Source organism: Variovorax sp. RCC_210 (assembly GCF_041355175.1).
Lineage (GTDB): Bacteria > Pseudomonadota > Gammaproteobacteria > Burkholderiales > Burkholderiaceae_C > Variovorax.
In genome coordinates this window covers 1-19,334 of record NZ_JBFUPJ010000007.1, presented here as the reverse complement: position 1 = coordinate 19,334, position 19,334 = coordinate 1, and the positions used below count along the sequence as shown (strand labels likewise).

Here is a 19,334-nt window from a genome sequence, read left to right as displayed (position 1 = left end):
TCAGACAGGAGATCAACCCATGACTTCATCCACCTCCACCACCTCCACCACCCCCGACACCCTCTGGTACACCCGCTGCCCCGTCCCCTCCCCGCTCGGCATCGCCGCGCGCCAGGGCTGGCTCGCCGAGACCTTCGCGGCGGAAGGCATCGCCATCGAATCGATCATCGACTCGAAAGACCGCAGCATCCGCGAAAGCCACTTCGACCATCACCTCGCGTGGTCCTTCCGCCAGGGTGGCAACATTCCGCCGATCTGGGCGCGTGCCAACGGGCGCGCCACGCGGCTGGTGGCCATCACCTGGACCGACGAGTTCCAGGCCATCGTCACGCTGCCGGGGCGCGGCATCGCGTCCATCGAACAACTGGCCGGCCGGCGCTTCGCGGTGCCACGACGCGTGAACGACCTGATCGACTTTCACCGCGCCACGGCGTTGAAGGGCCTGGTGTCGGGCCTGTCGCTGAGCGGGCTCACGACCAAGGACGTGACGCTGGTGGAGCTGCCCATCGAGGAGTCCGTGATCATTGCGCAGGGCGAGGCCAGCCTGTTCGGGCTGCGCCGCCGCCACCCGTACTTCCGCGAGGTCGAGGCGCTGGCCAGCGGCGAGGTGGACGCCATCTTCCTGAAGGGCGCGGAAGGCATCGTGGTGGCCAACCTGATCGGCGCGCAGGTGGTGGCCGAGTTCGGCAACCACCCCGACCCGAAGGTGCGCATCAACAACGGCACGCCGCGCGTGCTTACGGTGGACGAAGCGCTGTCGCAACAGCGCCCCGACCTGGTGGTGCGACTGCTCGACGTGGTGGCGCGCGCCGGCCGCTGGGCCGAGGCGCACCCCGACGAAACGCTGCGCTTCGTCGCGCGCGAAATCGCCACCAACGAAGAGGCCGTGCTGGCATCGAACGGGCCCGACGTGCACAAGCACCTGGGCATCGGGCTCGACGCGCCGCTGGTCGCGGCCATCGGGCACTTCAAGGACTTCCTGCTCGAATGGGGCTTCCTGCCAGGCGACTTCGACCTCGATGCCTGGGTCGACCAGGCCCCGCTGCGCGCGCTGCATGCGAAGGCGAAGCAGGCCACCGCCGAACCCGCCCCGGCCATCGCATTGGGCACCGCCGCATGAGCACCCCGCCCCGCATCCTGGTGACGGGCGCCACCGGCCGCCTGGGCCAATTGCTGGTGCCCCGGCTGCTCGCGCGCGGCGCCACGGTGCGCGCGCTGACGCGCGATGCGGCGCGGGCCGGCGGCCTGCGCGCGCAAGGCGCCGAAACAGCCGTCGGCGATTTCGACGACCCCGATGCCTTGCGCCGCGCGCTGCAGGGCGTGTCGCACCTGTTCCTGCTGTCGCCGATCACGCCCACGCTCGCGCAGCAGCAGATCGCTGTGATCGACGCGGCGGCGGCGGCCGGCGTGCCGCGCATCGTGAAGCTGTCGGGCTCGCACTGGACCATCGTGCCGCCGGGCCGCTCGCTGTCGGGCGACGCGCACGGCGAGATCGAGGCCGCGCTCGCGCGCAGCGGCATCGCGCACCGCGTGCTGCGCCCGAACGCATGGCTGCAGGTGATGCTGGCGCGCGTGGCCGCCGACCTGGCCGCCGGCGACGTGTTGCACGCGCCGCCGGGCGACACGCGCGTGGCCTTCATCGATGCGAGGGACATTGCGGACGTGGCGGTGGAGGCGCTTTTCGAGCAACCCGCAGCGCCCGGCGCATCGACAGCGCCCTGGGTGCTCACAGGCGGCGAGGCGGTGGGCTACGGCGATATCGCCCGCATTGCGGCGCGCCTCACGGGCCGCGACATCGTCGCTACGCCGCTGTCCGCGCAGGCGCTGCGCGAGCGCCAGGCGGCGAACGCGCCTTCGCCCTTCATCGCGCGCGTGCATGCGCAGTTCGCGGAGCTGATCGCCGCGGGCGAGGCACAGCCCGTGACGGGCACGGTCGCCGAAGTGCTCAGGCGCGCGCCACGCACGGTGGAAGCCTTTCTGGCCGAGGTGCTGGCGCGTCATGCCGATGCGTGAGGCAGGCCGTGCCCGCGGCATGACGTGGCCGCGCGCGTGCGACAAAGGCTGAGTTTGCTTATGCGGAAGTCTTCGTAGCCACGCGCATGCTGCCGGGGCTATGGTGCCGCCGACCTCTCATCCCGCGCACCCCATGTCCCTTACTGCCGAAATCTCCAAGCCAGCCGCCACGGCCTCCACCAACCCCACGCCCACCCTTTCGGCCGCCACCCTGCACCAATGGCTGCAGGACGGCCGTGAGCTGGCGCTGCTCGACATCCGCGAGCACGGCCAGTACGGCGAAGGCCACCCCTTCTTCGCGGTGCATGCCGGCTACAGCCGCCTCGAAACCGAAGTGGCGCGGCTGGTGCCGCGCCGCGCCACCCGCACCGTGCTGTTCGACGACGGCGAGCAGGGCGACGCCCTCGCCCACCTGGCCGCGCGCCGCCTCGCCGCGCTGGGCTACGACGATGTGTCGGTGCTCGCCGGCGGCGCGCCGGCCTGGGCGCGTGCCGGCCACACGCTGTTCAAGGGCGTGAACCTGCCGTCGAAGACCTTCGGCGAAATCGCCGAGCACGCTTTCGGCGTGCCGCACATCGGCGCGCTCGAACTGGCCGAGCGCCAGCGCAAGGGCGAGCCGCTGGTGCTGCTGGACGGCCGCACGCTCGAAGAGCACCGCAAGATGACGCTGCCCGGCGCCATTCCCGTGCCCAACGGCGAACTGGCGCTGCGCTGGCGCGCGCTGGTGCCCGACGCGACCACGCCCATCGTCGTGCACTGCGCGGGGCGCACGCGCAGCATCGTGGGCGCGCAGATCTTGCGCGACCTGGGCGTGCCCAACCCGGTGCTCGCGCTCGAAAACGGCACGCAGGGCTGGGCGCTGGCGGGCCTGCAGCTGGAGCGCGGCAGCGCCCGAACGCTGCCGGCGCCGCCCGACGCCGCGCAGCGCCAAGCCGCGCGCGAAGACGCCGCCGCAGCGGCCCACCGCGCCAACGTGCCGGTGCTGACCGCGGCCGAGGCGCAAGGCTGGCTCGACGACGGCACGCGTACCACCTTCGTGTTCGACGTGCGCACGGCCGAAGAATTCGCGGCCGGCGGCCTGCACGGCGCGCGCCATGCGCCCGGCGGCCAGCTGCTGCAGGCCACCGACCTGCAAATCGGCGTGCGCCATGCCCGCGTGCTGGTGCTCGACGACGACGGCACGCGCGCTCCGGTGGTGGCCCTGTGGCTGCGCCGGCTCGGCCTGGACGCGGCGCTGGTCGAAGACGGCCTGGCCAGCGACCTGCGCGTGCCGGTGCGCGCCCCTGTGCAGCTGCCCCCGGCATTGACCGCCGCCGACGCCGAGGTGCTCTCCGCCTGGCGCGACGACGCGGACACCGCGCCCGCGGTGCTCGACCTGCGGCCCTCGCAGGCGTACCGGGCGCAGCACGCACACGGCGCGCTCTGGTCGATTCGCCCGCGCGTGGTGGCCGATGCGCGCGAGGCCACCGGCGGTGACCAGCAGCACCCGGTGCTGCTGGTCGCGCCCGACGAAACCGCCGCGCGCCTGGCCGCGCAAGACCTGCGCGAGGCCGGCTGGCAGCACCTGTGGTGGGCGCGCGCGGAAGCGATTGCGTCGGCAGGCTGGGCCCAGCAGGCCACGCCGGCATCGCCGCCGGATGCCGAGGCCATCGACTACCTGCTGTTCGTGCACGACCGGCACGACGGCAACCTGGACGCGGCGCGGCGCTACCTCGACTGGGAGCTGGGCCTGATCGCGCAGTGCGCGCCCGAGGAGCTGGCCAGCTTCCGCGTTCCGGCGGATGCGAACACCGGTTCGCACGAAAAAACGCATATCGATAGTTGAAGGCGTTCGTTGCGGGGGCAGGCGCGGGCTCGGAAGATCGCCGCCTGCCTTGCTTCGCCTTTTTCGGGCGCCCCCAACGATGAACTCCCGCTCGCACTCCGTCTTTTCCCTCTTCTCTTCTTCCCGCACCGCCGTGGCTTTGGCCACGCTGCTGGGCATCGGCGCGGGCGCGGCCCATGCCGACGCCACGCTCGACCGCATCAAGCAGCGCGGCAAGGTCGCCATCGGCGTGATGGTCAATGGCGGGCCCTTCGGCTCCATCGACCCAGCCACGCAGCAGCTCATCGGCTGGAACCCCGACCTGGCGCGCGACCTGGCCAAGCAACTCGGCGCGGAAGTGGAGCTGGTGCAGGTGCAACCGGCGAACCGGGTGCAGTTCCTGCAGTCGGGCAAGGTGGACCTGCTGATCGCGTCGATGGAATACAACCCCGACCGCGGCGAGATCCTGGGCTACGCGCCGACGCCGTTCTACCGCGTGGGCGGCACGGCGGCCGTGTTGAAGACCAGCGGCATCGCGAAGTGGGAAGACCTGCGCGGCAAGATCGTCTGCGCATCCCAGGGCAGCAGTTTCGTGAAGCCGCTGCAGGAGCAATACGGCGCGCAGGTGCGGGGCTTCAAGACTTCTTCGGAATCGCTGTTGGCGTTGCGCGGCGGAAACTGCGTGGCCGCGGTGCACGACTCGACCTTGATCCAGCCGTTGCTGCGCAGCAGTGCGGAATGGGCCGGCTATGCCGCGCCCATCACTGAAGAAATCCTGCCGGCGCCTTCGGTCGTCTGGGCCCGCAAGGGCGAGGCGGACACGATCGCGGCGGTGGACAAGGTGGTGAAGCAGTGGCACCGCACCGGCTGGCTGATCGAGACGGAGAAGCGCAACCACATCGAGCCTGCTCAGCCCCTGTTGCCTGAGCTGCAGGCGAAGTTCCGGGGTGCTGCTTCCTGAGTTTTTTTACGTTGGTTCGGGGCGGGTGAACAGGCCGCCGGGTACTTCCCTCCGCGAATGTCCCCCGCCTTCGGCTCCTCCTTTATTTCGCTGCGGGAAGCACCCGACGCCCTGTTCACCTGGACACGCTGCTTGTGAAGCGCTGACCGACGACCGCACTGCCCAGCGATCGCGACGTCGGGGTGTCCCTTTTCGAGAAATAAAGGAGGAGGGGCGAAGCCCCGGGGGACATTCGAGAAAAGGGATACCCCGTCGGCGCGATCGCACCCCCCGCCCTCACCCTTCCTGACACGACATGAAGCCACGCCCCCTACTCCTCCCCTTGCTGACCGCCCTGTACCTGGCAGCAACCGCAGGCGCCGTCCACGCCGACGCGACGCTCGACAAGATCAGGCAGCGCGGCAAGCTGACCGTGGGGGTCATCCTCTCGGGGCCGCCCTTCGGCACCATCGATCCGGCGACGCAGAAACCCGTGGGCTACAACGTCGAGCTGGCCGAAGGGGTTGCCAAGGGCCTGGGCGTGGGGCTGGACACGGTGCAGGTGCAGCCGTCGAACAGGGTGCAGTTCCTGCAGCAGGGCAAGGTGGACATCCTCATCGCCAACATGCAGTGGACGCAGGAACGCAGCGAGATTCTTTCGTTCGTTCCCACGCCGTTCGAAGAAGTGGGTGGCGCGGCCATCGCCCGCAAGGACAGCGGGCTTTCGAAGTGGGAAGACCTGCGGGGCAAGCCGGTGTGCGTGTCGCAAGGCAGCAACTTCACCAAGCCGCTGGCCGAACAGTACGGCGCGCAGATCAAGGCCTTTCGCGGACAACCCGAATCGCTGCTGGCGCTCAAGGGCGGCAACTGCGTGGCCGCGGTGCATGTGAGCCCCACGCTGCGCGAGCTGGCCGCGGGCAACACCGACTGGAAGGACTACGCCATCGTGTCCCCGTCGGACCTGATTCCCTCGCCCTCCGTCATCTGGGTGCGCAAGGGCGAGGCCGACACGCAGGCCGCCATCGACCGCATCGTGCAGGGCTGGCACCGCACGGGCTGGCTCATCGAGGTGGAGAAGAAGAACGGCATGACGCCCACGCCGCTGCTGCACGAGCTGAAGGCGAAGTTCGCGAAGGCGCCGCTGTGAGCAACACGCCAACGAACACCGTGGACAACGCAAGCACCGTGAACACCACCACGCCCGCGCTCGCACTCTCGCAGCGCGCCTCCCGCGTGAAGCTCTCCGCCAACGCCGCCGCCAGCGCCCGCGCCGCCGCGCTGGTCGCGCAAGGGCGAGACGTGCTCACGCTGACCTCGGGCGAGCCCGACTTCGATACGCCCGCGCACATCAAGCAGGCCGCCACCGACGCGCTCGCGCGCGGACAGACCAAGTACACGGCCACGCCGGGCACCGCCGCGCTGCGGCAGGCCATCGTGGCCAAGTACCGGCGCGAGAACGACCTTGGCTACACACCCGCGCAGGTCGTGGTCGCCAACGGCGCGAAGCAGATCGTGTTCCAGGCCTTTGCCGCCACGCTCGACGCGGGCGACGAGGTGATCGTGCCCGCGCCCTACTGGCCCTCGTTCCCGGACATCGTGCGCGTGAACGACGGCACGCCGGTCATCGTGCCGTGCGACGAGGCCAGTGGCTTCAAGCTCACGGCGCGCGCGCTCGAACGAGCCGTTACGCCGCACACGCGCTGGCTCGTCCTGAACTCGCCGGGCAACCCGACCGGTGCCATCTACAGCCGCGACGAACTGCAGGCGCTGGCCGAGGTGCTGCGCCGCCATCCGCGCGTGCTGGTGCTGTGGGACGAGGTGTACGAGCACATCTGGTTCGGCGACGCACCGCCGCCGCATCTGCTGCACGCCGCGCCCGACCTGCGGGAGCGCACGCTGCTGGTCAACGGCGTTTCGAAGACCTATGCGATGACGGGCTGGCGCATCGGCTGGGGCGCGGGGCCCGAGGCGCTGGCGCGCGCGATGACGGTCATCCAGTCGCAGGCCACGTCCGGGGCCAATGCCATCGGGCAGGCCGCGGCGGCGGCCGCGCTGCAGTCGGACGACCAGCGCTTCGTCGGTGAAGCGCGCGCGGCCTACGCGCGCCGTGCGGCACTCGTCACCGAGGCGCTGGCCACGGTGCCGGGCCTGGTCGTGCTGCCGCCGCAGGGCGCGTTCTTCGTCTACGCGAACTGCGCCGCGCTGATCGGCCGCGTGCGGCCCGACGGCCGCGCGATTGCCAGCGACACCGACTTCGTCGACTGGCTGCTCGAAGCCGAAGGCGTTGCCGTGGTCGATGGGCCCTCGTACGGACTCTCCCCCTACATCCGCCTGTCGATCGCGGCCAGCGACGCCGTGCTCGCGCAGGCGGTGCAGCGCATCGCGCGCGCTGTCGCGGCACTGAAGGCGCCCGAATGAGCGAGCCCGGCCTGCTCGCCCAGGCGGTGGCGGCCATCAAGCCGCTGGGGCTCAACTACGCCTTCCTGCTTGACCTGGGCGAGCGGCAGGCCTTCTTGCGCGGGCTGGTCGTCACCTTCGAGCTTTGCCTGCTGACCATTCCGGCCAGCCTGGTGGCGGGCGTGGCGATGGCCGCCGCGCTCACCTCGGGCCGCCGGTGGCTGGCGTTGCCGGCGCGCGCCTTCGTCGAGGTCACGCGCAACACGCCGACGCTGGTGCAGCTCTACTGCGCGTTCCTGGTGCTGAACATGCTCATCACGCGCCAGCTCGAAGGCGTGGGCGGCAACCCGCTCACGCCCTTCGTGTGGGTGGTGATCGTGGTGGCGATCCACAAGGGCGCCTTCCATGCCGAGGCGCTGCGCGCGGGCATCGAGGCGGTGCCGCAGGTCACGCTGGAGGCGGCGCGCTCGCTGGGCTTTTCGCAGCGGCAGCTGCTGTGGCGCGTGGAGCTGCCGCTCGCGGTGCGCTTCGCGCTGCCGTCGCTGGTCAACAACCTGGTCGACCTGGTGAAGATGACGGCGGTGGCCTCGGCCATTGCGGTGGGCGACGTGACCTACGAGTCGATCATGATCTGGACGCAGCGCGACAACGTGCTGGAGCTGCTGCTGTTGATCTTGCTGTACTTCGGCGCGCTGACCTGGCTGGTCAGCCGCGCCGGCCACTGGCTCGAAGGCCGCTTGAGGATGCCCGGCTATGGCCAATGAAGCGGTAGCGAACCTCCTGCCGGCACGCGCCGCCTCGGGCACGCGCTTCGACCCGCGCCGGCATCCGTGGTGGACGGCGCTGGCGGCCGTGCTGGCGGTTACAGGCACCTGGGTGGCCACGGGCACCACGCCGGTCGCGCTGGTGTTCCTGTGGCAATGGACGCCCGCGCTGCTGTGGGGGCTGCTCACCAACATCGAGATCAGCGTGCTCGCCATGGCGCTGGGCACGCTGGCCGGGCTGGTGGTGGGGGCGCTGTCGCTGTCGCCACTGCGCGTGTTGCGCGTGCTCACGCGCTGGTACGTGCAGTTCTTTCGCAATGCGCCGGTGCTGGTGCTCATCTACTTCACGACCTACGTGTTTCCGTTCGAGCTGCACCTGGTGAAGTGGACGGTGCCTTTCCCCGACTGGATCAAGGTGGTGATCGGGCTGGCGCTGCCCACCAGCGCGGTGGTGGCGGAGATTTTTCGCGGCGCGATCCAGTCGATTCCCAGCGCGCAGTGGGAGGCGGCGCAGTCGCTGGCCTTGCGCCGCACCGAGATCTTCAGGCTCATCGTGCTGCCGCAGTGCCTGCGCCGCATGCTGCCGCCGTGGATGAACCTGTACGCCAGCATCACCATGAGCACCGCGCTCGCCTCGCTGGTGGGCGCGCACGACGTGGTCGACACCGCGCAGATCGCCAGCAACACCGTGGCGCGCACCGACTTCACGGTGCTCGTCTACTTCACGCTGCTCGGCGTGTTCTTCGCCTACTGCTACCCGATTGCCCGCGCCACGCGCGCGCTGGAGCGCCGCCATGCCCGCCATTGAACCTGTCTCTCCCGTCTCTTCTGCTGCACCCTCACCGCTCGTCGCCCTGCGCGGCGTGCAGCTTTCGTTCGGAGACAACGCGGTGCTGCGCGGCATCGACCTCGAGGTGCAGCGCGGCCAGGCGGTGTCGATCATCGGGCCCTCGGGCTCGGGCAAGTCGACCGTACTGCGCTGCATCACCGGGCTGCTGCGACCGCAGCACGGCGAGATTCGCGTGGGCGACACGCGCGTGGACACGCTGCGCACCGAGAGCGAGCTGATTGCGCTGCGCAAGCGCGTGGGCTTCGTGTTCCAGCAGTACAACCTGTTCCCCCACCTCACGGTGCTGCAGAACCTGGTGATCGGGCCCACGCGCGTGGCCGGGCGCGACCGCGCCACCGCCGAGCGCGAAGCGCGCGCGCTGCTCGACAAGGTGCGCCTGTCGCACAAGGAAGCCGCCTACCCCGGCGAGCTGTCGGGCGGGCAGCAGCAGCGCGTGGCGATTGCGCGCGCGCTGGCGATGCGGCCCGAGCTGATGCTGTTCGACGAAGTGACCTCCGCGCTCGACCCCGAGACCGTGGGCGAGGTGCTCACCGTGATCCGCGACCTGGTGCGCGACGGCCTGACCTGCGTGCTGGTGACGCACGAGATGCGCTTTGCCGAGGAGATCAGCGACACGGTGTACTTCACCGAGGCCGGGGTGATCGTAGAGCACGGGCCGGCCGCGCGCATCTTCGGCGCGCCCGAGAGCGAGCGCACCCGCGCCTTCCTGCACCGCCCGCTGGGCGAAGGGCCGCGCGCCTCCGCGTTGGCGCCGGCCCAGCCCGCCCACTTGCCCGCTCCCTTCCCCGAAACGCTGCCCTTCGAGCGACTGCGCTTCGCGCTCTGAACCCCACCTTGCTTCCCCAAGAACCATGACAACAGAAACCTCCACTCCTTCCACTCCTTCCACACCCTCTTCGGCCGACATCGCGACGCAACGCCGCGCCGCCGTCGACCAGGCCCTGGCCGACGTGCGCGCCATCGCAGCCACGCAGCCCTTCGACCGCGCCGTGCTCGCGCGCATCACGGCACGGCTCGAGCAACTCGCCTCGCACACCGCGCTGTTCACGCGCGCCGACTTTCCCCCGCCCGCCGCAACAGAGGGCGTAGGCGCCTCCACGCGCTACCGGCTCAACCCCGCGGACGGCGAAGACGGCGTGGCGCTGTACCTGAATTCCATCAACCCCGGCAAGACCTCCATTCCGCACAACCACACGACCTGGGCCACCATCGTGGCAGTCGAGGGCCAGGAAGAAAACCGCGTCTACCGCCGTACCGACGACGGCAGCGACCCCGCGGTGGCCCGGCTCGCGCTGGAGCGCGAAGTGACGGTGCAGCCCGGCACGTCCATCGGCTTCCTGGCCGACGACCTGCACAGCATCCACGTGATCGGCGAGCAGCCCACGCTGCACTTCCACCTGTACGGCCGGCCGCTGGAAACGCTGTCGCAGCGCATCGGCGTGAACCTGGAGACCGGCGCGGTCGTCAACTACAACGCCACGCAGCTCAAGCCGAGCAAGGTGGCCGCGTGAGCGAAGGCGACACCTTGCGCGTGAGCGAAGGCGACACCTTGCGCGTGAGCGAAGGCGACACCCTGCGCGTGACCGAAGGCGACACCTTGCGCGCGCGCACCAAGCTGCTGCACGCCGGCGCGCCCGCGCTGCGCGACGGCAGCGGCCCGGTCAACGTGCCCGTGGTGCGAACCAGCACCGTGCGCTTCGAGAACACCGCCGCGCACGCGGACCACCACCACCGCCGCACCGCCGGCGAGCGCGTGGCCGCGTACGGCCGCCACGGGCTGGACACGCACCGCGCGCTCGAGGACGCGGTGACGGGACTGGAGGGCGGGCACCGCGCCTTCCTCACGCCCTCGGGCCTGTCGGCGATCACGCTGGTGCTGCTGGCGCTGCTGTCGCCCGGCGACCACGCGCTGGTGGCCGATGGCGTGTACGCGCCGCTGCGCCGCGTCGACAGCACGCTGCTCCAGCGGCTGGGCGTGGAGGTCGAATACTTCTCGCCCACGCACGACGACCTGGCCAGCCGCATCCGGCCGAACACGCGGCTGCTGTACCTGGAGTCGCCGAGCTCGCTGCTGTACGAGGTGCTCGACCTGCCGGCGCTCACCGCCGTCGCGCGCGACCGCGGCGTGACCGTGGCCACCGACAACACCTGGAGCGGCGGCTGGTTCTACCAGCCTCTGGCACTGGGCGCGAACATTTCCATCCAGGCCGCGACCAAGTACATCTCGGGCCATTCCGACCTGATGCAGGGCGTGGTGGTGGTCGACAGCCCGGCGCTGGCCGCGAAGATCTCGACCGCCTACGAGGCGCTGGGCCTGACCGTGGGCGCCGACGACGCCTACCTGGCGCTGCGCGGCGTGCGCACGCTGCCCGTGCGGCTGGCGCAGCACCAGCGCCACGCGACCGAAGTGGCGGAGTTCCTGCAGCGGCAGCCGCAGGTGTCGCGCGTCTTCTACCCCGCGCTGCCGGGCGACCCCGGCCATGCGCTGTGGAAGCGCGACTTCAGCGGCGCGAGCGGGCTGGTGTCCTTCGAGTTCAGCCATGCCACGCCGGCGGCGGCCAACGCCTTCGTCGATGCGCTCGCGCTCTTCGGCATCGGCGCCTCGTGGGGCGGCTACGAAAGCCTGGCGCTGGTGGCGCAACCCGAGCGGCTGCGCGAGCACCGGCAATGGACCGGCAATGCACCGGTGGTGCGCCTGCACATCGGCCTGGAAGACCCGGCGGACCTGATCGCCGACCTGGCGCAGGCGCTGAACAAGGCCTGAACACGGCTCTGAACACGGCCCTGGCCACGGCCACCGCGCCGCGCTGATTTCCTTTCTCACAAGAACACCTCACCTCATGTCCTCGAACCCTCATTCATCTTCCGCGCCGCTCGATGCGCGCGTGCGCGTCGCCGTCGACGTCGGCGGCACCTTCACCGACGTGGTGCTGCTGCGCGGCGCCGAGAAACACACGCTCAAGGTGCTCACCACGCCGACGGCGCCCGAGCAGGCCGTGCTCGGCGGTGTCGAAGAAGTGCTGCAGAAGGCCGGCGCCGGCTGGGCCGATGTCGACCTGCTCATCCTCGGCACCACGCTGGCCACCAACGCGCTCATCGAGCGCAAGGGCGCGCCCACCGCGCTGCTGACCACGCACGGCTTTCGCGACCTGGTGGAAATCGGCCTGGAAGACCGTTTCGCGCAGTACGACGTGTTCCTCGACAAGCCCGCGCCGCTGGTGCCGCGCCACTGGCGCCATGGCGTGGTCGAGCGCGTGGACGCGGCCGGCCGCGTGATCACGCCGCTGGACGAGGCGCAGGTGGCCGTGCTTGCCAGGCAGCTGCTGGCCGACGGCATCGAGAGCGTGGCCGTGTGCTTCCTGCACGGCTATGCCAACCCCGTGCACGAGCGCCGCGTCCGCGAGCTGCTGCGCGAGCACGCGCCCGGTCTGTGGGTGTCGCTGGCCTCCGACGTGTGCCCCGAGATCCGCGAGTACGAGCGGCTGTCGACCATCAGCGCCAACGCCTATGTGCAGCCGCAGGTGGCGGGCTACCTGCGCCGCCTGCAGCAAGGCGCCACCGCGCGCGGCCTGCGCGCCGAGCCCTTCCTCATGACCTCGGGCGGCGCCATCACCACGCTGCAGGCGGGCATCGACGAGCCGGTGCGGCTGGTCGAGTCGGGCCCCGCGGGCGGCGCCGTGCTGGCGCGCCAGGTGGCCGAGCAGATCGGCGCGTCGCGCGCGCTCTCGTTCGACATGGGCGGCACCACGGCCAAGATCTGCTTCATCGACGACTACCAGCCGCAGATCAGCCGCAGCTTCGAGTTCGGCCGGGTGCACCGGCACCTGAAGGGCTCGGGCCTGCCGATTCGCATCCCGGTCATCGAGATGGTGGAAATTGGCGCGGGCGGCGGCTCCATCGCCCGCGTGAACCACCTGGGCGTGGTGCAGGTGGGCCCCGACAGCGCCGGCTCCTCGCCCGGCCCGGCCGCCTACGGCCTGGGCGGCGAGCTGCCCACCGTGACCGACGCGCATGCCGCGCTGGGCACCATCGACCCGGCGCGCTTCGCGGTCGGCAAGGTGCAGCTGGACCCGCAGCGTGCGCGCGATGCGCTGCTGCAGGGCCTTACCGCGCAGACCGGCCTCGACGTGGAATCGGCCGCGCAGGCCGTGGTCGAGATCGTGACCGAGAACATGGCCAACGCCGCGCGCGTGCACGCGTCCGAGCTCGGCAAGGTCGCGGAGGAAAGCACGCTCATCGCCTTCGGCGGTGCGGCGCCGCTGCATGCCGCGTTGCTGGCGCGCAAGCTGGGCGTGGCGCGGCTGGTGATTCCGAATTCGGCCGGTGTCGGCTCGGCGCTCGGCTTTTTGTGGGCACCGGTGGCGTACCAGACCGTACGCAGCCTGGCGCAGCGGCTCGACCGCATCGACCATGTCGCCGTAGACAGGCTGCTGGCCGAGCTGACGGCCACCGCCGACGACGTGGTGCTGCGCGCCGCGCCCGGCGCCGCGCTGGTGCGTCACCGCCAGGCCTTCATGCGCTATGCGGGGCAGGGGCATGAGATTCCGGTCGAGCTGCCTGAAGGTCCGTTCGATGCAGCGGCCAGCAAGGCGCTGCACGAGCGCTTCGAGGCGCGGTACGCCGCGCTGTACGGCCGCAGCCTGCCGCACATCGCCGCGGAGGCGGTGAGCTGGTCGGTCGCGGTGGAAGCCGGCGGCCGCGATGCACCAGAGCCCGACGAGGTGGTGGCCGACACCGGGCGCGCGGCGCCTTCGGGCACGCGCCGCCTGTACGACGCCGAAGCCGGCCAGTGGGCCGAGGTGCCGGTGTACGAACGCCAGGCGCTGGCCGCGGGCAAGTGGATCGCAGGGCCCGCGCTGATCGTGGAAGACGAGACGACCACGCATGTGATCGCGGGCTTCGAGGCGCGTGCGACGCGGCTTGGGGCGCTGGTGCTGGACGACAAGGCTTCGGTGCGCCACGCCGATGCAGAAATCGCCGAAGAGGCCGCGGCATGAGCAAGACCCGTCTTGCTCCTTCCCCCTTCGGGGGAAAGCTGAGATGGGGGCACGACGGCGCTGGCCCACACGCAGCGCCTCATCGATCGCTGCTTGCCCCCACCCCTGCCCTCCCCCGGAAGGGGAGGGAGAAATTCCGCATTGCTCCTTCCCCCTTTGGGGGAAGGCTGGGATGGGGGCACGACGGCGCTGGCTCCCACGCGGCGCCTCATCGATCGCCGCCTACCCCCACCCCTGCCCTCCCCCAAAGGGGAAGGGAGAAATACCTATGACCGCCGCACCCGCACGCCAGCAACTGCGCCAGCAGCTCGTCTGGAGCCGCCTGCTCGCCGTCGTCGAAGAGCAGGCGCAGGCGCTCATCCGCACCGCCTTCGGCACCCCCACGCGCGAGGCCGGCGACCTGTCGGCCGGCGTGTTCCTGCCCGACGGCCGCATGGTCGCGCAGGCCGTTACCGGCACGCCGGGCCACGTCAACTCGATGGCCGATTCGGTGCTGCACTTTCTGCGCGCCTTTCCCATCGACACCATGCGCGACGGCGACGTGTTCGTCACCAACGATCCGTGGAAGGGCACGGGCCACCTGTTCGACGTGGTCATGGTCACGCCCGTGTTCCACGGCGGCAAGCCGGTGGCGCTGTTCGCCTCGACCGTGCACGTGGTCGACATCGGCGGCGTCAACGCCGGGCCCGATGCGCTGGAGATCTTCCACGAAGGCCTGTTCCTGCCGCCGCTGCGCTTCGTGAGCCAGGGCGTGATCGAGGAGGCCGTGCTGGACATCGTGCGCGCCAACGTGCGCGAGCCCGGCCAGGTCGAGGGCGACTTTCATGCGCTGGTCGCCTGCAACGCCGTGGGCGCGGTGCGGCTGCAGCGGCTGCTGCGCGAGTTCAAGCTGGCCGACCTGCAGGCGCAGGGCGACTACATCATCGAACGCTCGCGGCTGGCCATGCGCGAGGCCCTGCGCGACTGGCCCAAGGGCACCTGGCGCAACCACATGACGGTCGACGGCTACGACACGCCGCTGGCGCTGCACGCGGCCGTGACCATCACCGACGACGGCATCCTGGTCGACTTCGAGGGCACCTCGGCCAGCATCGCGCGCGGCATCAACGTGCCCAAGGCCTACACCGACGCGTACACCTCCTTCGGCATCCGCTGCCTGGTGGGCGCCGACGTGCCCAACAACTCGGGCTCGCTCGCGCCCATTCGCGTGGTGGCGCCCGAAGGCTCCATCGTCAACGCGCTGCCGCCGGCCGCGGTGGCGGCGCGCGCGGCCATCGGCCAGATGCTGCCCGACCTGGTGTTCGGCGCGCTGCGCCAGGCACGGCCCGACCGCGTGCCGGCCGAAGGCGCGTCGTCGCTGTGGAACATCCGGCTGTTCGGCGGCCAGCCCATCGAGGGCGGGCCGAACGATGCGCTGCGGCGCGCGCGGCGCTTCAACATCGTGAGCTTTTCGACCGGCGGCACCGGCGCGCGGCCGGGCAAGGACGGGCTCTCGGCCACGGCCTACCCGAGCGGCGTGCGCAACGTGTCGCTCGAAATCCTCGAGACGCAGGCGCCGCTGCTGTTCCGCCGCAAGGAGTACCGGCCCGACTCGGGCGGCGCCGGCACCTCGCGCGGCGGGCTCGGCCAGGTCATCGAGATCGAGAACGCCGACGGCGACCCGATGGTGCTTTCGGCCACCTGGGACCGCGTGCGCTTTCCCGCGCGCGGCGCGCTCGGCGGCAGCGACGGCGCACCCGGCGCCGCGCGGCTCAAGCATTCGGGCACCGCGCTGCGCGGCAAGGGCCGCCAGGTCATTCCCGCGGGCGAGGTGCTCGTGGTCGAGACACCCGGCGGCGCCGGCCTGGGCGACCCGGCACGACGCGACCCCGCGCTGGTCGCACGCGACCTGAAAGCCGGGCTGGTCACCAGGACCGCACCCACCCCTTCCGAAGATTTCGCAGGAACCGCTGCATGAGCACCACCCCGAACCCAACTCCCAAGGCGCTGGCCAGCAGCCAGCTCATCCGCAACCAGCTCGCCTGGAACCGGCTTCTTTCCGTGGTGGAGGAACAGGCACAGGTGCTGATCCACACCGCCTTCGGCACCTCCACGCGCGAGGCCGGCGACCTGTCGGCCGGCGTGTTCCTGCCCGACGGCCGCATGATCGCGCAGGCCGTGACGGGCACGCCGGGCCACGTCAACTCCATGGCCGAATCGGTCAAGCACTTTCTGCAGCGCTTTCCCGTCGACACGATGGAAGACGGCGACGTGTACCTCACCAACGACCCGTGGAAGGGCACCGGCCACCTGTTCGACATGACCATGGTCACGCCCGTCTTCCACGGCGAAGGCGCGGCGAAGAAGGCGGTGGCGCTGTTCGCTTCCACGCTGCACGTGGTGGACATCGGCGGCATCGGCTCCAGCCCCGACGGGCTGGAGATCTACCACGAGGGGCTGTTCCTGCCCATCCTGCGCTTCGTGCGCCAGGGCACGGTCGACCCGGCGGTGCGCGCCATCATCCGCGCCAACGTGCGCGACCCCGAGCAGGTCGAAGGCGACCTGTTTGCGCTGGTGGCTTGCAACGAAGTAGGCGGCCGCCGGCTGCGCACGCTGCTGCGCGAGTTCAGGTTCGACGACCTCGAGGCGTTGGGCGACTTCGTCATCGCGCGCTCGGCCCAGGCCATGCGCGAGGCGCTGCGCGACTGGCCGCGCGGCACCTGGCACAACACCCTGGTGGCCGACGGCTACGACGCGCCCATCACGCTGCAGGTGTCGGTGACCATCGCCGACGACGGCATCGTCGTCGACTATGCCGGCACCTCGGGCACGGTGGCGCGCGGCATCAACGTGGTGAAGGCGTACACCGACGCCTACACCTCCTTCGGCATCCGCTGCCTCGTGGGCTCGGACGTGCCGAACAACGCCGGTTCGCTCGGCCTCATTCGCGTGGAGGCGCCCGCGGGCTGCATCCTGAACGCGCTGCACCCGGCCGCCGTCACGGCGCGCCATGTGGTCGGCCAGCTGCTGCCCGACGCGGTGTTCGGCGCGCTGCGCCAGGCCCGCGCCGACAAGGTGCCGGCCGAAGGCGCCTCGTCGCTGTGGAACCTGCAGCTGGTCGGCGGCGAAGTGCTCGCGGGCACCAGCCAGGCCGACGCCGAGGCCGTGCGCCGCGGCGCGCGCTTCAACGTCATCAGCTTCTCGACCGGCGGCACCGGCGCGCGGCCGGGCAAGGACGGCCTGTCGGTCACGGCCTACCCGAGCGGCGTGCGCAACGTGTCGCTCGAGATCCTGGAGACGCAGGCGCCCGTCGTCTTCGAGCGCAAGGAGTTCCGCACCGATTCCGGCGGCACCGGCGCCGTGCGCGGCGGCCTGGGCCAGGTCATCGAGGTGCGGCATGCGCAGCCCGACGCCGCCTTCCTGATTGCCGCGGCCTTCGACCGGGTGGACAACCCCGCGCGCGGCGCGCTCGGCGGTGGCGACGGCGCGCCGGGCCGGTTGCGGCTGGCCTCGGGCGCCACGCTGCGCGCCAAGGGCCGGCAGATCGTGCCCGCGGGCGACCGGCTGGTGGTCGAGACGCCCGGCGGCGGCGGCCTGGGCGAACCTTCGAAGCGCGACCCGGCGCTGGTGGCGCGCGACCTGCGCGAAGGGCTGGTGTCGGCCGAGGCCGCCGCGGCGTCGGTCCGTGCCGGTGCCGCGTCGTTAGCACCGGTCACTGCCTGATCTTTTCTGTTCTTCCGACTTCTTTCCTCACACCATGCTTTTCTCGAACAACGCTTTCCCGCTTCGCAGCGCCCTTCTTGCCGCGCTGCTCGCCGTGGGCCTCGCGGCCCATGCCGCGCCGCCCAACCACAGCGGCACGCTCACGCTGCTGTCGACCAGCGAGCCGACCGCGCTCGTCACCATCGGCAACGTGGCCACGCCCATCCTCAGCGTGAGCGCCAAGGTCACCGAAGGGCTGCTGAAGTACGACTACGACGTCAACCCGCAGCCGCAGCTGGCCACCAAGTGGGCCATCAGCCCCGACGGCCTGACCTACACCTTCACCCTGCGCCAGGGCGTGAAGTGGCACGACGGCAAGGACTTCACCTCTGCCGACGTGGCGTATTCCATCGAGCTGCTGAAAAAGATCCACCCGCGCGGGCGCAACACTTTTGCCAACCTCACCGCCATCGACACGCCCGACAAGTACACCGCCATCCTGCGGCTGTCCAAGCCCGCGCCGTACCTGATTCGCGCGCTGGTCGCCACCGAGACGCCCATCGTGCCCAAGCACATCTACGAGGGCACCGACCCGGCGAACAATCCGAACAACAACGCGCCCATCGGCACCGGCCCGTTCAAGTTCAAGGAGTGGGTGCGCGGCAGCCACATCGTGTACGAGCGCAACGCCGACTACTGGGACAAGCCCAAGCCCTTCGTCGACCAGCTCATCGTGCGCTTCGTGACCGACCCCGCGGCGGCGGCCGTGGCCTTCGAGACCGGCACCGTCGACCTGGGCTACCGCACCCCCGTGCCGCTGGCCGACCTGGAGCGCCTGAAGAAGGTGCCCGCGCTGCGCTTCGAGACCAAGGGCAACAGCTACTCGTCGAACGTGACGCGCCTGGAGTTCAACCTCGACAACGAGTACTTCAAGAACGAGAAGGTGCGCCAGGCCGTGGCCCACGCCGTGGACCGCGGCGTGATCGTGAAGGTGGTGAACTACGGCTACGGCCAGGTCAGCTACTCGCCCATCGCGCCGGGCCTGAAGGCCTTCCACGACCCCGCGCCCTCGCCCTACGCCTTCGACGTGAAGAAGGCCAACGCCCTGCTCGACGAGGCCGGCTACCCGAAGAAGGCCGGCGGCGTGCGCTTCGCCGTGCCGCTGGACTTCAACCCCATCGGCGCCGACGGCCCGCGCCTGGCCGACTACCTGCGCTCCGCGCTCGCGCGCGTGGGCATCGCCGTGACCGTGCGCGCGCAGGACCCGAGCGCCTTCATCAAGCGCATTTACACCGACCGCGACTTCGCCTTCACCCACAACGGCGCCAGCAACCTGTTCGACCCCACCGTGGGCGTGCAGCGGCTGTACTGGTCGAAGAACTTCATCAAGGGCGTGCCCTTCTCCAACGGCACGCACTACCAGAACCCGGTGGTCGACAAGCTACTGGAAGACGCCGCCGTAGAGAACGACCCGGCGAAGCGGCTGAAGCTGTTCAAGGACTTCCAGGACACCGTCGCGCGCGACGTGCCCGACCTGAACCTGTACCAGCCGGTGTTCATCACCATCGCCAGCCAGCGGGTGCATGACCATTCGCTGACGGCGGATGGGGTGGAGTCGAATCTGGCGGATGTTTGGGTAGATGAGGGGAAGAAGTAAGTCGCTTGCTGCCGGTGCTTGCTTCTGGCTGTGAATTTTCTTTAGGCTGTCGGCCGGGTCTCGCCCCGGCGGGCGATCTACTTTCTTTTGCTTCGCCAAAAGAAAGTAGCCAAAGAAAAGGCGACCCTGCTGTCTGCGTCCCTTCGCTTCGCTACGGGCAACCTGCGGTGCTCGACGTAGAGGGGGGTCCGCAGAACTCGCTTCGCTCAAACAGCTGCGGCCCTGATCCCC

15 protein-coding genes are annotated in these 19,334 nt (G+C 70.6%); all 15 read left to right on the top strand.

Annotated features, from left to right (window positions below; genetic code table 11):
- Window positions 1–19 precede the first annotated feature (19 nt).
- The 15 genes from AB6807_RS19975 to AB6807_RS19905 all read left to right on the top strand — a co-directional run bounded on the left by AB6807_RS19975 (window position 20) and on the right by AB6807_RS19905 (window position 19,103).
- Window positions 20–1,120, top strand: coding sequence for an ABC transporter substrate-binding protein (locus tag AB6807_RS19975; protein WP_371085920.1), 1,101 nt, complete (start codon window positions 20–22; stop codon window positions 1,118–1,120).
- Window positions 1,117–2,013, top strand: a complete 897-nt coding sequence (locus AB6807_RS19970) for an NmrA family NAD(P)-binding protein (RefSeq protein WP_371085919.1) — start codon at window positions 1,117–1,119, stop codon at window positions 2,011–2,013. Before AB6807_RS19975 ends, AB6807_RS19970 begins: the two co-directional genes overlap by 4 nt.
- A 133-nt stretch (window positions 2,014–2,146) precedes the next feature.
- Window positions 2,147–3,838: a rhodanese-like domain-containing protein gene (locus AB6807_RS19965; RefSeq protein ID WP_371085918.1), complete on the top strand. Its 1,692-nt coding sequence runs from the start codon at window positions 2,147–2,149 to the stop codon at window positions 3,836–3,838.
- Window positions 3,839–3,917: 79 nt separating this feature from the next.
- Complete coding sequence (locus AB6807_RS19960; protein ID WP_371085917.1) at window positions 3,918–4,778, top strand: transporter substrate-binding domain-containing protein; 861 nt, start codon at window positions 3,918–3,920, stop codon at window positions 4,776–4,778.
- A 295-nt stretch (window positions 4,779–5,073) separates the two neighbouring features.
- Window positions 5,074–5,904 carry a transporter substrate-binding domain-containing protein gene (locus AB6807_RS19955; protein ID WP_371085916.1) on the top strand — a complete coding sequence of 277 codons (831 nt, stop codon included), beginning with the start codon at window positions 5,074–5,076 and terminating at the stop codon, window positions 5,902–5,904.
- Between the two features lie 20 nt (window positions 5,905–5,924).
- Window positions 5,925–7,175, top strand: a complete 1,251-nt coding sequence (locus AB6807_RS19950) for an aminotransferase class I/II-fold pyridoxal phosphate-dependent enzyme (RefSeq protein ID WP_371085915.1) — start codon at window positions 5,925–5,927, stop codon at window positions 7,173–7,175.
- Complete coding sequence (locus tag AB6807_RS19945; protein ID WP_371085914.1) at window positions 7,172–7,918, top strand: amino acid ABC transporter permease; 747 nt, start codon at window positions 7,172–7,174, stop codon at window positions 7,916–7,918. The genes AB6807_RS19950 and AB6807_RS19945 overlap by 4 nt, the downstream gene beginning before the upstream one ends.
- Window positions 7,908–8,726 carry an amino acid ABC transporter permease gene (locus AB6807_RS19940; protein WP_371085913.1) on the top strand — a complete coding sequence of 273 codons (819 nt, stop codon included), beginning with the start codon at window positions 7,908–7,910 and terminating at the stop codon, window positions 8,724–8,726. The genes AB6807_RS19945 and AB6807_RS19940 overlap by 11 nt, the downstream gene beginning before the upstream one ends.
- A complete protein-coding gene (locus AB6807_RS19935) occupies window positions 8,713–9,594 on the top strand; it encodes an amino acid ABC transporter ATP-binding protein (RefSeq protein ID WP_371085912.1) in 882 nt (293 codons plus the stop codon). Before AB6807_RS19940 ends, AB6807_RS19935 begins: the two co-directional genes overlap by 14 nt.
- Before the next feature lie 25 nt (window positions 9,595–9,619).
- The gene (locus AB6807_RS19930; protein ID WP_371085911.1) at window positions 9,620–10,279 is read left to right on the top strand and encodes a cysteine dioxygenase; all 660 of its coding nucleotides are present in this window, start codon (window positions 9,620–9,622) and stop codon (window positions 10,277–10,279) included.
- 62 nt (window positions 10,280–10,341) lie between these two features.
- On the top strand, window positions 10,342–11,532 hold the full coding sequence (metC, locus tag AB6807_RS19925) for a cystathionine beta-lyase (RefSeq protein WP_371086164.1): 1,191 nt from the start codon (window positions 10,342–10,344) through the stop codon (window positions 11,530–11,532).
- Window positions 11,533–11,608: 76 nt separating this feature from the next.
- Window positions 11,609–13,765 (top strand): hydantoinase/oxoprolinase family protein, encoded by a 2,157-nt coding sequence (locus tag AB6807_RS19920; RefSeq protein WP_371085910.1) that lies wholly within the window; start codon window positions 11,609–11,611, stop codon window positions 13,763–13,765.
- Window positions 13,766–14,033: 268 nt separating this feature from the next.
- Window positions 14,034–15,722, top strand: a complete 1,689-nt coding sequence (locus tag AB6807_RS19915) for a hydantoinase B/oxoprolinase family protein (RefSeq protein ID WP_371085909.1) — start codon at window positions 14,034–14,036, stop codon at window positions 15,720–15,722.
- Window positions 15,719–17,467: a hydantoinase B/oxoprolinase family protein gene (locus tag AB6807_RS19910; RefSeq protein WP_371085908.1), complete on the top strand. Its 1,749-nt coding sequence runs from the start codon at window positions 15,719–15,721 to the stop codon at window positions 17,465–17,467. Before AB6807_RS19915 ends, AB6807_RS19910 begins: the two co-directional genes overlap by 4 nt.
- A 34-nt stretch (window positions 17,468–17,501) precedes the next feature.
- A complete protein-coding gene (locus tag AB6807_RS19905; RefSeq protein ID WP_371085907.1) occupies window positions 17,502–19,103 on the top strand; it encodes an ABC transporter substrate-binding protein in 1,602 nt (533 codons plus the stop codon).
- The last annotated feature ends 231 nt before the right edge of the window (window positions 19,104–19,334 follow it).

What these genes read in the sequence shown, in the direction of transcription:
- AB6807_RS19965 (WP_371085918.1), top strand. Translation starts at nt 2,147, where the DNA reads ATGTCCCTTACTGCCGAAATCTCCAAGCCAGCCGCCACGGCCTCCACC.
- AB6807_RS19920 (WP_371085910.1), top strand. Translation starts at nt 11,609, where the DNA reads ATGTCCTCGAACCCTCATTCATCTTCCGCGCCGCTCGATGCGCGCGTG.
- AB6807_RS19910 (WP_371085908.1), top strand. Translation starts at nt 15,719, where the DNA reads ATGAGCACCACCCCGAACCCAACTCCCAAGGCGCTGGCCAGCAGCCAG.
- AB6807_RS19975 (WP_371085920.1), top strand. Translation starts at nt 20, where the DNA reads ATGACTTCATCCACCTCCACCACCTCCACCACCCCCGACACCCTCTGG.
- AB6807_RS19940 (WP_371085913.1), top strand. Translation starts at nt 7,908, where the DNA reads ATGGCCAATGAAGCGGTAGCGAACCTCCTGCCGGCACGCGCCGCCTCG.
- AB6807_RS19930 (WP_371085911.1), top strand. Translation starts at nt 9,620, where the DNA reads ATGACAACAGAAACCTCCACTCCTTCCACTCCTTCCACACCCTCTTCG.
- AB6807_RS19945 (WP_371085914.1), top strand. Translation starts at nt 7,172, where the DNA reads ATGAGCGAGCCCGGCCTGCTCGCCCAGGCGGTGGCGGCCATCAAGCCG.
- AB6807_RS19955 (WP_371085916.1), top strand. Translation starts at nt 5,074, where the DNA reads ATGAAGCCACGCCCCCTACTCCTCCCCTTGCTGACCGCCCTGTACCTG.
- AB6807_RS19905 (WP_371085907.1), top strand. Translation starts at nt 17,502, where the DNA reads ATGCTTTTCTCGAACAACGCTTTCCCGCTTCGCAGCGCCCTTCTTGCC.
- AB6807_RS19915 (WP_371085909.1), top strand. Translation starts at nt 14,034, where the DNA reads ATGACCGCCGCACCCGCACGCCAGCAACTGCGCCAGCAGCTCGTCTGG.
- AB6807_RS19935 (WP_371085912.1), top strand. Translation starts at nt 8,713, where the DNA reads ATGCCCGCCATTGAACCTGTCTCTCCCGTCTCTTCTGCTGCACCCTCA.
- AB6807_RS19960 (WP_371085917.1), top strand. Translation starts at nt 3,918, where the DNA reads ATGAACTCCCGCTCGCACTCCGTCTTTTCCCTCTTCTCTTCTTCCCGC.
- AB6807_RS19970 (WP_371085919.1), top strand. Translation starts at nt 1,117, where the DNA reads ATGAGCACCCCGCCCCGCATCCTGGTGACGGGCGCCACCGGCCGCCTG.